11 protein-coding genes are annotated in these 15,848 nt (G+C 72.5%); 7 read left to right on the top strand and 4 right to left on the bottom strand.

The window, feature by feature from the left end; all coding sequences use genetic code 11:
• Nucleotides 1-128 precede the first annotated feature (128 nt).
• Nucleotides 129-2,903: an alpha/beta fold hydrolase gene (locus Plo01_RS14690; protein WP_203891128.1), complete on the top strand. Its 2,775-nt coding sequence runs from the start codon at nt 129-131 to the stop codon at nt 2,901-2,903.
• Nucleotides 2,900-3,832 carry an ABC transporter permease gene (locus tag Plo01_RS14685; protein ID WP_203891127.1) on the top strand — a complete coding sequence of 311 codons (933 nt, stop codon included), beginning with the start codon at nt 2,900-2,902 and terminating at the stop codon, nt 3,830-3,832. The genes Plo01_RS14690 and Plo01_RS14685 overlap by 4 nt, the downstream gene beginning before the upstream one ends.
• Nucleotides 3,833-3,918: 86 nt before the next feature.
• On the opposite strand, the gene Plo01_RS14680 is transcribed toward Plo01_RS14685, so the two are convergent.
• The gene (locus Plo01_RS14680) at nt 3,919-4,098 is read right to left on the bottom strand and encodes a hypothetical protein (protein WP_203891126.1); all 180 of its coding nucleotides are present in this window, start codon (nt 4,096-4,098) and stop codon (nt 3,919-3,921) included.
• 131 nt (nt 4,099-4,229) lie between these two features.
• On the opposite strand from Plo01_RS14680, the gene Plo01_RS14675 reads away from it, so the two are divergent.
• The gene (locus tag Plo01_RS14675; protein WP_203891125.1) at nt 4,230-6,347 is read left to right on the top strand and encodes an ATP-binding protein; all 2,118 of its coding nucleotides are present in this window, start codon (nt 4,230-4,232) and stop codon (nt 6,345-6,347) included.
• Nucleotides 6,348-6,429: 82 nt separating this feature from the next.
• Here Plo01_RS14675 and Plo01_RS14670 read toward each other — a convergent pair whose 3' ends face one another.
• On the bottom strand, nt 6,430-7,428 hold the full coding sequence (locus tag Plo01_RS14670) for a 4-epi-cubebol synthase (protein ID WP_203891124.1): 999 nt from the start codon (nt 7,426-7,428) through the stop codon (nt 6,430-6,432).
• Between the two features lie 321 nt (nt 7,429-7,749).
• Between Plo01_RS14670 and Plo01_RS14665 the strand changes: the two genes are divergently transcribed.
• A complete protein-coding gene (locus Plo01_RS14665) occupies nt 7,750-8,658 on the top strand; it encodes a proteasome assembly chaperone family protein (RefSeq protein ID WP_203891123.1) in 909 nt (302 codons plus the stop codon).
• Between the two features lie 10 nt (nt 8,659-8,668).
• Nucleotides 8,669-9,742: a Gfo/Idh/MocA family oxidoreductase gene (locus Plo01_RS14660; protein ID WP_203891122.1), complete on the top strand. Its 1,074-nt coding sequence runs from the start codon at nt 8,669-8,671 to the stop codon at nt 9,740-9,742.
• Between the two features lie 126 nt (nt 9,743-9,868).
• Here Plo01_RS14660 and Plo01_RS14655 read toward each other — a convergent pair whose 3' ends face one another.
• Nucleotides 9,869-10,693, bottom strand: a complete 825-nt coding sequence (locus Plo01_RS14655) for a tyrosine-protein phosphatase (RefSeq protein ID WP_203891121.1) — start codon at nt 10,691-10,693, stop codon at nt 9,869-9,871.
• Between the two features lie 170 nt (nt 10,694-10,863).
• Here Plo01_RS14655 and Plo01_RS14650 point away from each other — a divergent pair, with 170 nt between their 5' ends.
• Nucleotides 10,864-11,745, top strand: a complete 882-nt coding sequence (locus Plo01_RS14650; RefSeq protein WP_203891120.1) for a hypothetical protein — start codon at nt 10,864-10,866, stop codon at nt 11,743-11,745.
• Nucleotides 11,746-11,845: 100 nt separating this feature from the next.
• Here the strand turns inward: Plo01_RS14650 and Plo01_RS14645 are convergent, their stop codons facing one another.
• Nucleotides 11,846-14,398 (bottom strand): tetratricopeptide repeat protein, encoded by a 2,553-nt coding sequence (locus Plo01_RS14645; RefSeq protein WP_203891119.1) that lies wholly within the window; start codon nt 14,396-14,398, stop codon nt 11,846-11,848.
• Nucleotides 14,399-14,636: 238 nt separating this feature from the next.
• On the opposite strand from Plo01_RS14645, the gene Plo01_RS14640 reads away from it, so the two are divergent.
• The gene (locus tag Plo01_RS14640) at nt 14,637-15,782 is read left to right on the top strand and encodes an acyl-CoA dehydrogenase family protein (RefSeq protein ID WP_203891118.1); all 1,146 of its coding nucleotides are present in this window, start codon (nt 14,637-14,639) and stop codon (nt 15,780-15,782) included.
• Nucleotides 15,783-15,848: the final 66 nt, after the last annotated feature.

Below are 15,848 nucleotides of genomic sequence, written 5' to 3'. Positions count from 1 at the left end.
GAGCCGCCGGGCGGCTCCCGCCAACAGTCCGCGGGCCTCCTCGCGGGATCCCCGGCCCGCGCGCCGGTCCGGCCGTTCACAGGGGGTGGTCTCAGGTATCTCTCAGCTACGCCTAATAACCTCCTCGTATGAGGCTTTCGGGGAGGCGCGCCGTCTGGGTCGCGGTGGTCGCCGTGCTGGTCGTCGGTGTGGCGGCCTGGTTGGTGTGGCCGTCGGACCCGCCGGTGCGCGGGCAGGAGCAGACCATCGCGGTGGTCGACGGGCCCGCCGACGACCAGCGGGTCACGCTCGACGCGACCTTCTTCCCGCCGGCCGGAGGCGGGAAGGCTCCCGCGGTGCTGCTCGCCCACGGCTTCGGCGGCAGCAAGCAGAGCGTCCGGGACTCCGCGGTGCGGCTGGCGCAGGAAGGCTACGCCGTGCTGACCTGGTCGGCCCGGGGCTTCGGCCGCTCGAGCGGGCAGATCGCGCTCAACTCCCCCGACTACGAGGTCAAGGACGTGCGCCAGCTGGTGGACTGGCTGGCCAGGCGTCCGGAGGTCCGGCTCGACGCGAGCGGCGACCCGCGCGTGGGCATCGCCGGCGGGTCGTACGGCGGCGCGATCGCGCTGATGACCGCCGCCTACGACGACCGGATCGACGCGATCGCCCCCCAGATCACCTGGTACGACCTCGCCGACGTGCTGTTCCCCAACGCCACCGGGCAGGGCCCGGAGAGCGGGGTGTTCAAGCGCATGTGGGCCGGGCTGTTCTTCAGCCGCGGCGGCCCGCAGGCCGCGGGCGGCCTGGCCGCGCTGACCGGCCAGGGCGGGATCGGCGGCCAGGACGGCCAGGCAGGTCAGGACGGCGGGGACCCGCAGGCCGTACCCGGCGGGCAGGACGGCCGCAGCCCCGGGACGGTCCGGCCGCCGACCGTCGAGGAGGTCCGGTGCGGCCGGTTCCTCCCGGAGATCTGTGACATGTACCAGCAGGTGGCCGAGACCGGGCGGGCCACCGCCGCGGCGGTGGAGACCCTGCGCCGCTCCAGCCCCGTCTCCGTACAAGGCAAGATCAGGATTCCGACCCTGCTGCTGCAGGGCCAGCGCGACTCGTTGTTCCCGCTGGGCCACGCGGACGCCAACGCCAGGGCCGTCGCCGCGACCGGCGCCCCGGTCCGCGTCGCCTGGTTCGACGGCGGCCACGACGGCGGCAACGGCGAGGTCGACTGGCTCCACGAGCAGACCCTCTCCTGGTTCGACCACTACCTGAAGAAGGCTCCCGTCGGTGACACCACGGGCAACGCTCCCCCGGTGGTGGCCGGGGCCCCGCAGCCCGCCTCCGGCTCCCCGGCCGAGGGTCCCGAGGGCGTGAGCGTGTTCACCGTCACCCGTGACGGCGGCCGTGACCCCGGCACCCGCCGCCCGGTCCAGCTGCACGCCGTCACCGGCGTCTACCCCGGCCTGTCGGGCAGCCGACAGGTCTCCGTCCCCCTGTCCGGGCCCGAGCAGCCGGTGGCCAACCCGCCCGGCGGCTCCCCCGCCTCCATCTCGGCGATCCCCGGTTTCGGCGGCCTGAGCACCGGCTCGGCCAACCTGAGCCTCTCGGTGGACATGGCGGGCCAGAGCGCGAGCTTCGAGTCCGCGCCCCTGTCCGCTCCCCTCCAGATCACCGGCAGCTCCACCGTCAAGGTCCGCGTCCGCGTCGCCTCCACCGGCACGGGCGCCGGCGCCGGAGAGGAGAAAGCCGGAGGAGAGGCCGGGGAGACCGCCGGGGGTCCCCAGGACGTGACGCTGTTCGCCAAGCTGTACGACGCGGCCGGGGGGACGCAGGCGCCGGTCCTGCCCGAGGGGCTCGTCGCACCGGTCAGGATCACCGTCCCCGAGGGCGGCGCCGGGGAGGCCACCGTCACCCTGCCCGCCGTCGACCACCGTTTCGAGGTGGGGCACCGGCTCCGCGTCGCCTTCACCACGACCGACCTCGGCTACGACACCCCGGCCTCCCCGGCCGTCTACCAGGTCAGCCTGGCCTCCCCGGCCCTTGCGGCGCCCACCGTCACCTCGTTGACCGCCCCCTCCACCGGCCCCGCCTGGTGGACCTGGGCCCTGCCGCTGGCCTCCGTGCTCGTCGCGACGGTCCTGGTCCTCGCCGGGCGGCGCAAGCTCCGCGACGACCACACCCCGGGCCTGGACGCCGTCCCCCTGCGCATCGAGGGACTGACCAAGGCCTACCGCAACGGCGAGCTCGCGGTGGACGACCTGTCCTTCACCGTCGAGCCCGGCCAGGTGCTCGGCCTGCTCGGCCCCAACGGCGCGGGCAAGACCACCACGATGCGGATGATGCTGGGTCTGATCCACCCCGACCGGGGCGAGATCAGGATCTTCGGCCACCGGGTCGTCCCCGGCGCGCCGGTCCTGTCCCGGCTGGGCTCCTTCGTCGAGGGCGCCGGGTTCCTGCCGCACCTGTCGGGCCGGGCCAACCTGGAGCTCTACTGGAAGGCCACGGGCCGCCCCGCCGGGGACGCCCACCTCGACGAGGCCCTGGAGATCGCCGGGCTCGGCGCCGCCCTGGAGCGCGCCGTGCGCACCTACTCCCAGGGCATGCGCCAGCGCCTGGCCATCGCCCAGGCCATGCTCGGCCTGCCCGACCTGCTGGTCCTCGACGAGCCCACCAACGGGCTCGACCCGCCCCAGATCCGCGAGATGCGCGAGGTCCTGATCCGCTACGCGGCGCGGGGCCGTACCGTCATCGTCTCCAGCCACCTGCTCGCCGAGGTGGAGCAGACGTGCAGCCACGTGGTGGTCATGCACCGCGGCCGTCTCGTCACGGCCGGGCCGGTGGGCGAGCTGCTGCGCAGCCGTACGACCGGCAACGGGATGAGCACGCGCCTGGAGGACGTGTTCCTGGACCTGATCGGAGAGAAGGCATGAACGACGCCAACGGCGCGGCCGCGGGTCCGGACGCGTCCGGGACCGGCGGCGGGACGGCTCTCGCCGCTCGGGACCGGGAGCACGGGGCGGCGCGGGGATACTCCCCGAGGCACACGCTGCCGCTCTCGGTGGAGATCGTCCGTCAGTTCCGGCGGCGCCGGACCATGGTGATGTTCGGCCTGCTGCTGGCGCTGCCGTGGGTGCTGGTGATCGCGTTCAAGGTCGGCGGCGGGTGGGGGCGGCCCGGCGGCAACTCGCTGCGCATCTCCGACCTGGCCGCCGACGGCGGGCTGAACTTCGCCGCGTTCGCGCTCTCGGTCTCGGCGAGCTTCCTGCTGGTCGTGGCGGTCGCCCTCTTCTGCGGCGACACGGTGGCCAGCGAGGCCGACTGGTCGTCGCTGCGCTATCTGCTGGCCGCGCCGATCCCCCGCGACCGGCTGCTCCGCCAGAAGCTGGTCGTCGCGCTGGGCTACTCGGCGGCGGCGGTGATCTGCCTGCCGCTGATGGCGCTGCTCGCCGGGACCCTGGCCTTCGGCTGGAACGACGTGCGCGTCCCCGGGACGGGCGAGGTCATCCCGGCGCTGGACGTGCTGCCCCGCTTCGGGGTCGTGATCGGCTACGCCCTGGTCAGCCAGCTCGTGGTCGCCGCGACGGCCTTCCTGCTCTCGGTCAGCACCGACTCCCCGCTCGGCGCGGTCGGCGGCGCGGTCGGCCTGGTGATCGTGAGCACCATCCTGCAGGCGGTGGAGGCGCTGGGCTCGCTGCGGGAGTTCCTGCCCACCTTCTGGAACACGGCCTGGCTGGACGCGCTCGCCCCGCAGCCGGACTTCAGCGGCATGATCAAGGGGGTGGCCGTGGCGGTCGCCTACGCGGCGATCCTGTTCGCCTTCGCCTTCCGCCGGTTCCGGACCAAGGACGTCGTGTCGTAGATCGTGACGCCGCGGATCGCGGGCGGCGCCGGGGGCGCGCGGTTGCCGGGCCCGGGGGCCGGGGAGCGCGCTCCGGCCCGGCGGTCTCAGCCCCAGTGGGGCGGGCGCTCCTCCAGCAGCCTGGCGTCGTCGCCGCCGGACCCGCGCCACTCACCCCAGCCGACGTCGGTGTCGTCGCTGGTCTGGTCGGGCAGGATCTCCGGGCCGTCGTCGAAGAGGTCGACCGGCCGCAGGTCGTCTGGTTCGCGCTCTGTCACGCGTCCCATCGTAGCGACCCTCACGGTGAGTGACCGCCCGCCGGTAAAGCCGGGCGCCGCGTATCCGATGCCCGAAGGACAGTCAACGACCCACGCTGTACGATGCGATGGCAGGTGTCAGCTACCCCCGTGAGGCGGCCATGGCAGCGCCATCAGGATGGCGGCGAGAGGGCAATCTCCCCAACGAGCTCACCAGCTTCGTGGGACGCACCCGGTTGCTGACGACACTTCGCCAGAAGCTGCGCGAGCACCGCCTCGTCACCGTGACCGGCATCGGCGGCGTCGGGAAGTCCCGCACCGCCCTGCGCATCGCGCACATGATACGAGACGAGTTCGGCGACGGCGTGTGGTTCGCCGATCTGGCCCGCCTGCAGGATCAGGGGATGGTCCGGCACACGATCACCTCGGCCCTCGGGATCGCCGACCAGTCCGCGCGGGCGACCGACGAGACGCTGGTCGAGTGGCTCGGGGACCGCGAGATCCTGCTGATCATCGACACCTGCGAGCACCTCGTGGACGCCTGCGCCGCGCTCTTCGAGGACCTGCTGACCCACGCGCCGGGGCTGACCATCCTGGCCACCAGCCGCCAGTCGCTGAACGCCCGGGGCGAGTACACCGTCGCCATCCCGCCGCTGACCGTCCCCGGCGACGCCCCCGGGGAGAACCCCTTCACCAACGAGTCGGTGCAGCTCTTCGCCGCCCGGGCCGGCGCGGTCCTGCCCAGCTTCGTGCTCGACGAGAACAACATCGGCCCGGTCTCCGAGCTCTGCCGCCGCCTGGACGGCATCCCGCTGGCCATCGAGCTGGCCGCGGTCCGCATGCGGGCGCTCTCGGTCGAGCAGATCCTCGCGCTGCTGGCCGACCGCTTCAGCCTGCTGGCGGGCGCCAGCCGTACGGCGCTGCCCCGGCACCAGACGCTGCGCGCCGCGATCGGGTGGAGCCACGAGCTGTGCGAGCCCGCCGAGCGGCTGCTCTGGGCCCGGTTGTCGGTCTTCGCCGGCGACTTCGAGATGGACGCCGCCCGCTACGTGTGCGCCGGGGACAACCTGCCCGGCGAGAGCATCATGGAGCTCGTCTCCAGCCTCGTGGAGAAGTCCATCCTGCTGAGCGTCGGCACTCCCTCGGGACACCGCTACCGGCTGATCGACACCCTGCGCACCTACGGCGAGGAGTGGCTGGACAAGCTCGGCGAGACCCCGCAGGTGCGGGAGCGGCACCGCGACTACTACCTGCAGCTGGCCAAGCGGGGCGAGGAGGCCTGGTCCGGCCCCCGACAGGTCTACTGGTACGTCCGGATGCGCCACGAGCACGACAACATCCGCGTCGCGCTCGAATACTGCCTGAACGTCCCCGGCCAGGTGCGGTACGGCCTGGAGCTGCTGTCCGCGCTGTGGTTCATGTGGGTGGCCTGCGGACTGGCCCGCGAGGGCCGTCTCTACCTGGAGAAGACGCTGGAGCTGACTCCCCAGCCGAGTTCCGAGCGGTGCAAGGCGCTGTGGGTGCTCTCCTACATCCACAGCAGCCAGGGCAACATCCCCGGGGCCATCGAGGCCGCCGAGCAGTGCAGCTCGGACGCCGTCCGGGTGGGCGACTCGGCCGCGGTCATCCTGGCCACCAAGATGCTCGGCACCGCGGCGTGGCTCCAGGGCGACCTGCAGAAGGCCAGCGCCCTGCTCGGCGTCGCGATCGAGTTCCACCGCAGCGGCCGGGAGCTGAACCCGGGTCTGCTCCCCTCGATCGTCGAGCTGTCGATGGTGCTGCTCATGCAGAACGAGCCGGTCGAGGCCGAGGTCCTGCTGCGCGACTGCATCGCGGTGTGCACCCAGCGCGGCGAGGTGTGGCTGCGCTCCTACGCCATCTACGCCCTGGCCAACGCCTTCCACGGGATGGGCCGGCCGGCCGAGTCGATGGTCCACGCCCGCGAGGCGCTCCGGCTCAAGCGCTACTTCCACGACGTGCTCGGCATCGGCCTGACGGTCGAGCTGATCGCCAAACTGGCGCTGGAGGACGGCCAGGCCCTGCTCGCCTCGCAGCTGATGGGCGGCGGTCAGCAGAACTGGCGGACCTACGGGCTGCCCCAGCTGGGCTCGCCCTTCTTCAACAGCGAGCACGACCGGTGCATCAAGGAGTGCAAGCGGCTTCTCGGCGAGCAGGTCCACGAGGAGGCGTTCTCGCAGGGCAAGAGGCTCAGCCTGGAGGAGCTGATCGAGCTCGCCCTCGGCGACCAGGAGCCGGACGACCCGCTCCTGCAGCTCTGAGCCCGATGCGGGTCCGTCCCGGCGTGGAATCGATCCCGGGGCGAGGCCGATCCCGGCCGGTCGCGCGGTCCGTCCCGGGCGTTCACCCGGCGAGCAGGCCCTCCCGCTGCCAGGCGACGGTGTAGCGGGAGCTCGTCAGCGAGTAGTCCACGCTCCCGCTGATCCAGTACTCCAGTCCCCGCACGTAGGCGTCCACCGCCTTCGAGCGCAGCCGCGCCAGCGAGGCCCCCAGCTCGACCATCTCGGCGACGGCCTGGTCCCGCATCCCGCCGATCTCGTCCATGGCCCGCTGGCAGGAGTAGCCCCGGTGCCGGGCCAGCACGGTCACCAGGTTGTTGACGGAGTTGCCCGCGCCCCTCTCCTTGGCGTAGGAGATGAGGTCGTTGTCCCAGACGACGACGTCGTTGGCGCTCTGGGTGATCGCCCGCAGATCCGGGTGGCGCCATTCGTCCGGGGTGAGCCGCAGCCCGCTGGCCACGTCGATCAGCGTGAAGACGGTCAGCATGGCGCCGGTCCGCCGCCTCATGAGGATGTAGTCGCCGAGGGTCGGCACCACCCCGTCCTGGCGGTTGGCCGCCTCCCACACCTGGGCCGCCAGGTAGTCCTTGGTGACGACGCACCACCGGTCGAGCTGGTCGGCGTCGCCGTACCGGATGATCCGGCTCTTGATGTCCAGCAGGGCCCGGGCGAACACGTCGTCCACGTGCAGGCTGCTCCGGCCGGGCTGGATGTCGTCCAGGACGGTGACGAACCGGGGCATCGCCCGGGCGATCTCCGCGGCATGCCGGTCGGTCTCGCAGAAGACGTCGTCGAAGGCGAACAGCCACACACACCAGTCGGTCACGAGCCTCAACCGGTGATAGGCGGCGTAGGGATAGGTCCGGGCCCCCAGCCAGCCGTACCGCGCGTTCCTGTAGCGTTCCACCGTCTCGGGACCGTCCAGCAGTTCCGAGGCGACGGCCCACTCGACGGTCTCCCGATCCACCAGCTCCACATGGGGATTGACCTCGCTGGGGAACGGACAGGACAGGGCAGGAAGCCGGAGGGGTGCGCCGGGCGGGTGCGCATTGCTGACTGCCACGCACTCCAGAATGACTGAACGGCGCAGAATTTCCTATACGTGTTCAATACACGAACGGCTGTGGCTCAGGACAGCCCTTCGCACCCTTCGGTTACATCCGCCCGCCCTGTCAGCCGCCGGGCCGCTCCGGCGTTCCTCCTGGTCGGAGATCCGCGGTGGTCATGCCGGTGACGTCCCGGCACGGGTCCGCCGGCTCCGGGTCTGGCTGCATGACGCCCGTTCTGTCCCGATAGGGTGCCCTCCAGGTCGCCGGGCGGGCGGAATTCCCCCGGCATCCCGCGGGTTCATCTGAAGAGACGATCGACGAAAGGCTGGAACACCGTGTTCGACCCGACGGATCTCTACCGGCTCGGTGAGGACGTTCCCGAGCTGACCGATCCGGTGCTGCTCTACCACTTCGACGGGTTCGTGGACGCGGGCGGAGCCGGCCGGCTCGCCATGGGGCACCTCCTCGCCGAGCTGGATCACCGGGTCATCGCGACCTTCGATGTGGACCGCCTGCTCGACTACCGGTCCCGGCGTCCGATCATGACGTTCGACACCGACCGGTGGGTGGACGTCGAGACCCCCGAGCTCGCCCTGCACCTGGCCCATGACGCGACGGGCACGCCCTTCCTCCTGCTCACCGGCCCCGAGCCGGACCGCGAGTGGGAGCTGTTCGCCGCCGCCGTCGAGACGCTCGTCACCCGGCTGGGCGTCGCCAAGCTGGTGACCGCCCACGGCATCCCGATGGCCGTCCCCCACACCCGCCCGCTGGGCGTCACCGCGCACGCCAACCGCCCCGAGCTGATCGCCGGGAAGACCAGCGCCTTCGGCAGGGTCCAGGTCCCCGGCAGCGCGGCCGCCCTGATCGAGTTCCGGCTCGGTGCCAGGGGCCACGACGTCCTCGGCTACGCCGTGCACGTCCCGCACTACCTCGCCCAGGCCGAATACCCGACGGCGGCGCTGACCGCCCTGGAGTCGATCACCGGTGGCACCGGCCTGGTGTTCCCGCTGGAGAGCCTGCACGAGGCCGCCGGACGCACCACCGCCGAGATCGCCTCGCAGATCGAGGCGTCGGAGGAGCTGTCGACCGCGATCCACGGCCTGGAGCAGCAGTACGACGCCTTCGCCGGCGGCACCGAGCGGGAGAACCTGATCGCCGAGGCCGCCGAGATGCCCACCGGCGACGAGCTCGCCGCCCAGTTCGAGGCATTCCTGGCCGAACGGGACGAACGAAGCAACGAGTAAAATGACCGAAATGACTGATTTGAACGACCGTCCCGAGCTCCGCGTCGGCCTGATCGGGTACGGCGTGGCCGGGGCGTTCTTCCACGCCCCGCTGATCGCCGCCACGCCCGGCCTGAAGCTGTCCGCCGTGGTGACCGGCGATCCCGGGCGCGCCGCCGAGGTGTCGTCCCGGTACGGCGCGCGGCCGGTCGCCGACGCCGCCGGGCTGTGGAACGCCGGGGACGCCGGAGACGCCGTCGACCTGGTCGTGATCGCCTCTCCCAACCGCACTCACGTCCCGCTGGCCGAGGCCGCCCTGGAGGCGGGCCTGCCGGTGGTGGTGGACAAGCCGCTGGCGGCGACCGCGCAGGAGGCCCGCGGCCTGGCCAAGCTGGCGCGGGATCGCGGCCTGATGCTGACCGTGTTCCAGAACCGCCGCTGGGACGGCGACTTCCTGACGATCGAACGGCTGGTCGCCTCCGGCGAGCTCGGCTCCGTGAACCGGCTGGAGTCCCGGTTCGAGCGGTGGCGGCCCGTCCCCAAGGGCGGCTGGCGCGAGACGGGCGGCGCGGCCGAGGTCGGCGGCCTGCTGTACGACCTCGGCAGCCACCTGGTCGACCAGGCGCTGCGCCTGCTGGGCCCCGTCACCTCGGTCTACGCCGAGTCGGACGTCCGCCGGGCCGGGGTCGTCTCCGACGACGACACCTTCATCGCCCTCACCCACGCGGGCGGCGCCCGCTCCCACCTGTGGATGAGCGCGGTAGCCCCCCGGCTCGGGCCGCGCTTCCGGGTCCTGGGCTCGCGTGCCGCCTACGTGAAGTACGGTCTGGACGTCCAGGAAGACCGCCTGCGCGCCGGCCTCACCCCCGACTCCCCCGGTTTCGGCGACGACCCGCAGGATCGCTGGGGCGTGCTGGGCTCCGACGAGGACGGCCGCCGCGTCCGCACCGAGCCGGGCGCCTACCTGGAGTTCTACCGGGCCGTGGTCGCCGCCCTCCGCGAGGGCGGGGCGCCTCCGGTCACCCCCGAGGAGGTCGTCGAGGCTCTCACCGTCCTGGAGGCCGCCCGCCGCTCCGCCGCCGAGGGCGCGACCGTCTCGCTGTAGTCCTTCGGGGCTCGCTGCAGTCCTTGCGGGCGGGTTCCCGGCTCACGCCGGAGTCCCGCCGCGCCGGCCGTCCCGCAGACACGAGGCCCGCAGGCGTCAGTCCCGCAGACGTCAGTCCCGCAGACGTCAGTCCCGCAGGCGGGACTTCAGCGCCCGGGAGTCGGCGGCGGTCCAGCCCTGGGCCGCGAGCCACTCCAGGGGGCCGCCGAAGCGCTCGTCCAGCACCCGCAGGAACTGCTCGATGTACTCGCGCCGCGGGCGGTGCTCGTCGGCGGTGCGGGTGTCGAGATCCTCGCGGTAGGTGGAGCTGGCGCGCAGCCGGGCCAGGATGCCCTCGATGCGCTCGCCGGTGGCGACGTAGTCGTCGACGATGGCCTCCCGGGTGGCCCCGGCGATCTCCAGGGCGAGGGCGCAGACGACGCCGGTGCGATCCTTGCCCGCCGCGCAGTGCACGACGGCCGCGCCGTCGTCGGCGGACATCGCGCGCAGGGCGGCCACCACCGAGTCGGGGCGGTCGCGCAGGTAGCCGTAGTAGAAGCCGGTGACCCGCAGTTCGGCCGCGTCCGCCTCGGCCCGCCGCTGCCAGGGCAGCACCTTGTCGGCGTCGATCCCGCCGATCGTGCCGTCCGCACCGCCGGTGTCGGCGTCGACGTCGGTGTACCGGCCGCCCTCGGCGAAGAAGGTGTGGTGGTGGATGGTCACCTCGGGGACGCGGGTGAGCGGGCCGGGGCCCTCCAGGGACACCTCGGGGCCGGAGCGCAGGTCGACGACGTGCCGGAGCTTGAGCTCGTCCACGAGCCGTTCGACGTCCCGCCCGGTCAGGCCCTGCAGGTTGTCCGACCGGTACACCCGGCCGAAACGCGTGGTCCCGCCGTCCACGGTGGCGAGCCCTCCGAGATCGCGCACGTTGACGGCGCCTTCAAGATCAATCCATCGCGTGAAGTCGTTCATCACGATTGAGTCTATACATCGATATATGGCCGCACAGTTAACAGCGGGCGCGCATTACCGCAAATGACGATTTCATCGTCTTGTGACCTAAACCCCTCGATAACGCTCAGAGTGATGAAAAGTGGGAAGCAGTCGGCGAAGTCGCCCATGCCATACCGTGAGGAGGTCGCGTGAGCCCGCAGAGCCGCTCCCCTCGCCTGGTCGTCGATCCGGCGCTGCCCGAGTCGATCTCTTCCGTTCTGCGCTCCGCCCCCGAGACGCTCCGGGCGGTCCGGATGGGCGACATCCCCTCCGCCCGGGGACCGGACCCGGCCAAGCTGTTCCCGACCGCGGCGTTCCTGATCCTGATCTGGGCGCTGACCAGCCTCAGCGGCATGCTCATGACCCTGGTTCTCATCCTCGTCCTCACCGGCCTGCGCCGGCTGACCGCCGACCCCACGGCCCGGCGGGAGCGACGCCGGCTGCGGACGGCCGTCGATCACGCCAGCCGGTTCGTCCTGCCCGAGGACCTCGACGCCGACTGCGGCACGCTGCTCCGCCGCGCGCAGGACGCCACCGAGACCGTCCTGGACTCCCGCGTCAACCGCGCCGGTCTGCTCGACACCATCGACAACGCGGTGACGCTGCCCGACCAGATCTGGCAGATCGCGACCAGACTGGTCCGGCTCTCGTCCATGCGGGCCGAGCACCGCAGGATCGTCCCGGGCACGCCCCCGCCCGAGGTCGCCGAGGCGTTCTCTCCCTACTCCAAGGCGCTGGAGGCCGCCGCGCGGTCCCTGACCCGGCGGGTCCAGGCGCTGGAGGAGTACGCCGCCCAGGTCCGCAGGGCCGACGAGGTCTACCACTCCTACCGGCAGCTGGAGCAGCTCAGCGAGCGGGCCCCGCAGTACGAGGAGCTGATCGCCGACACGGTGGGCGACGAGCTGGCCGTACCGCACCTGCGGGAGCTGACCGCCCAGGCGCAGCGGATCCGCGACCTCTTCGCGGAGAGCATGGAGGGGGCCCGACGGGCCGCCGGGCATCTGCTGCGCGCCGAGGGGCCCGGACGCTGAGGGCGTCGCCGGGCCCGGCGACGGCGCGGCTCGATCCCGATCCGGTCCGGCGGGTCCGGGGCGCGGCTCGCTTCCAGACCCGGAAGGTCCGGGGTGCGACTCACTCCCGGGCCCGGCCCAGCAGATCCAGGGTGCGGCTCATTCCCGAGAGGTTGCCCAGGGTGCGGTAGATGTCCTGGGCCTGGACGAGCGGATCGATCGCCTTGCCCTTGTCGCCCGCCTCCAGGTGCGCCTCGCCGAGGTAGCGCAGGCTCCGGGCCGTCCACCACTGGTCGCCCAGCTCCTCGAAGGCGCGCACCGCCCGCCGGAGCGTCTCCTCCGCCTCGGTGATCCGGCCCAGCCTGGCGTGGGCGCGCCCCTCGGCGAGCTCCACCCTGGCCACCCCCCACGAGTCGCCGAGCGCGGTCAGGATCTCCCCTGCCCGACGGACGTGCTCCAGCTCGGCCAGGCCGTTGGCCGGGTTGCCGACCCCTCCGGCGGCCCGCAGGCACCTGGCCTGCTCCCAGAGCTCGCCGCGGAGCCGGAACCGGTCGGCGGCGCGGTTCAGGATGAACTCGGCCTTGGCGAAGTGCTCCCGGGCGGCCCGGGTCTCCCCGCGGGCGAGCAGCTCCCTCGCGATGGCGCCGAGGACTTCGCCGTAGACGCGCAGGGTCTGCGCCTCGGAGTAGCGGTTGCGGTCGCGTTTGAACACCAGGAGGGCGTCCTCCAGCAGCTCGCGGGCCTCCTCCGGCCTGCGCTGGGCGAGCCTGAGCTCGGCCAGGTTGCGCTGGGTCCTCGCCGCCCACCAGGGGTCCTTCTCCTGCTTGAAGGCGTTGATCGCCCCGATGAGGTAGCCCTGCGCCCGGTCGATGTTCCCGTCGTTGAACAGCGTCATGCCGACCGACCGCATGGCCCGCGCGGCCCACCAGGACTCGTCCAGCTCCGTGAAGGCGACCAGCGCCCGCTCGACGTCCTCCCCGGCGGTCCTGCGGCCGCCCTGCCCGCCGGTCACGGCGGCCCGGTCCAGCAGCGCGATGCCCAGCGCCCGCGGGTCTCCCATCCGTTCGGCGGCCTCGCACACGATCTCGGCGACCGCCCGCCAGTCGGACCAGTAGGCGCGCATCGAGTGGCACAGCGAGCAGAAGGCCCGGCCCAGGCCCCACGCCAGCTCCCACAGCTCCAGGTCCCGCGCCTGGTCGATCATCGCGATCAGGGTCAGCCGCTCGGCGTTGAGCCAGTCGGCCGCCGCCGTCTGCGCCCGCGCCACCGGGATGCCGCCGGCGCCGCCCTCCACGCCGAGGTCGTCGTCCTCGCCGATCTCCTCCAGGACGTCGCGGCCGGCCTCCTCCCCGGCCTCGTCTCCGGCCCTGCGCCCGCTGCGCCCCCAGTCCTGGGGCCAGCGGGCCACGGCCTTCTCCTCGGCGCGGCGGCGGTAGCCGGACAGCGCCCGTTCCACGGCGGCCCGGCCGCGGCCGTCGGCGTCCTCCCCGTCCGCCGGCTCGCGGGCGAAGATCCGGACCAGGTCGTGCAGGCGGTAGCGCCGGGCGCCGGAGAAGTCGACGCCGGAGGACTCGGCGAGCTGGGCGTCGATGAGCGACTCCAGCTGGTCGACGCCGTCCAGCTCGGAGGTGCCCAGCAGCTCGCCCGCCACCCAGCCCGGCACGTCCGGGGCGGTGAGCAGGCTGAGCGTGCGCAGCAGGCGGCGCTGGATGCCGGTGCAGTCGTCGTAGCTGAGCTGGAGGGAGGCCCGCACGCTCAGGTCGAGCCTGCGGGCCACTTCGAGCTGGTCCAGCCGGTGGCGCTCGTCCCTGAGCCGATCGGCCAGCTCGCGCAGCGACCAGTTGCGCCGGGTGGCCAGGCGGCCCCCGCAGATGCTGATGGCCAGCGGCAGGTGGTCGCACATGCGCACGATCTCCCTCGCGGACCGCGGGTCCGCCTCGACCCGGTCGTCCCGGGCCAGCCGGGACAGCAGGTTCGTGCCCTGCTCCTCGTCGAAGACCGGCAGCTGCGTGTCGTAGGCGTTGAGCAGGTACAGCGGATGCCGCGAGGTGACCATCACCACGCATCCCGCCTCGGCCGGGATCAGGTCCTTGACCTGGTCGCCGTCGTGCGCGTTGTCCAGGCCGATCAGGATGCGCCTGCCCTTGGTCCAGGTCAGCCAGAGCTTGCGCAGCTCGCTCGGGCCTCCGGGGTCGGTCGTGAGCGGCACTCCCAGGGCCCGCAGGAAGCCGATCAGCACCTCCTCGGGCCGGACCGGGGCGTCCACCGTGCCGCGCAGGTCGGCGTAGAGACGCCCGTCCGGGAACCGGGCGGCGATCTCCTCGCCGAACCTGGTCATCAGCGCGGACTTGCCGACCCCGCCCCTGCCGTACACCGAGACGACCAGCGGCGGGGCGTCGCCGGCCTGGGCGCGGGGCCGGTAGCGCTCGCGGAAGACCTCGCGCAGCTCGGCCAGCGCCTCGCCGCGGCCGGTGAAGTGCTCGACGACGGGCGGCCACTGGTCGGGCGGCCGCCAGGTGAGGCCGGGCGGCAGCTGGTGCGACGCGTGCCGCCGGTCGGCCGTGGCCCAGGTGAGGACGCCGACCAGGAGGGCGGCGAACACAGTGATGGCGACCTTGGCCGAGGTGGGCAGGTCCTCCACGACGTCGAGGGAGGTGGCCAGGATGCTCGCCACGGCGGCGGCGACGCCGGCGACGGCGGGCGCCGCCAGCGAGAGCGGACGTCGGCGGGGTCGCGGCGCGTCTGGCGTGTCATCAGGGTGGTTAGGCACGTGTGACCTGGGCATTCACACCCCCGAGGAGGGTCGCGGCCCCCGGCGCGACCGGTGCGTCGTTTCAAGATTCATTCAACCAGACGCAAAGCGGAATGGGGCGGCCGCGGTCGATACCGACCGGACGGTATGCTGCGGTGCCATGAAGCGAACCATCTACGGTCCCGACCACGACGCCTTCCGCGAGTCGGTGAGGGAGTTCGTCGCCCGCTCGATCACTCCCCGCGCCGAGGAGTTCATCGAGAACCGGATGATCGACCGCGAGGTCTGGCTGGAGGCCGGACGGCAGGGTTTCCTCGGCCTGGAGGTGCCGGAGGAGTACGGCGGGAGCGCGGCCGGCGACTACCGCTTCAACGCGGTGCTGGGCGAGGAGCTGTCCGGGCAGAGCGCGGCGCTCTCCTCCAGCCTCGGCATCCACTACGACGTGGTGGCGCCGTACCTGGTGGAGCTGACCACCGAGGAGCAGAAGAAGCGCTGGCTGCCCCGCTTCTGCTCCGGTGAGATGATCACGGCCATCGGCATGACCGAGCCGAGCGGCGGCTCCGACCTGGCCGCGCTGCGCACCACCGCGGTCCGCGACGGCTCCGACTGGATCGTCAACGGGTCCAAGACGTTCATCACCAACGGCTACTGCGCCGACCTGGTGGTGGTCGCCGCCCGGACCAGCCCCGAGAAGAAGGCCAAGGGCATCACGCTGTTCGCGGTCGAGACCGGGATGGAGGGCTTCACCCGGGGCCGCAAGCTGGACAAGGTGGGCCAGCCGGAGGCCGACACGGCCGAGCTGTTCTTCGAGAACGTGCGCGTCCCCGAGGAGAACGTGATCGGCGAGATCGACCGGGGCTTCATCGCGATGATGGAGCGCCTCCCGCAGGAGCGGCTCGGCTCGGCCGTGGCGAACCTGGCGCACGCGGCGGCCGTGCTCGCCGAGACCCTGGTCTACGTCCGCGAGCGCAAGGCCTTCGGCCAGGCCGTCGGCTCCTTCCAGCACAACAAGTTCGTCCTGGCCGATCTGGTCACCAAGATCGAGGTCTCTCAGGCCTTCCTGGACCAGTGCATCCTGGCCCACACCGAGGGCGAGCTGAGCGCGGTGAACGCGGCCAAGGCCAAGATGTGGACCTCCGAGGTGCAGGGCGAGGTGCTGGACGCCTGCGTGCAGCTGTACGGCGGGTACGGCTACATGAAGGAGTACCGCGTGGCCCGCGCCTGGATGGACGCCCGCGTGACCCGCATCTGGGCCGGGTCCAACGAGATCATGCGTGAGATCATCGGCCGCGACCTCGGCCTGTGATCCGGCGGCCGGCCCGCTGACGGGACGCGGCCGGCGGGTGACGGGATGCGACCGGCCCGGTGACGG

It is taken from the genome of Planobispora longispora (genome assembly GCF_016863135.1).
GTDB lineage: Bacteria > Actinomycetota > Actinomycetes > Streptosporangiales > Streptosporangiaceae > Planobispora > Planobispora longispora.
Note: the sequence above shows the minus strand (reverse complement) of the source record. Positions and strands in the feature narration are given on the sequence as shown.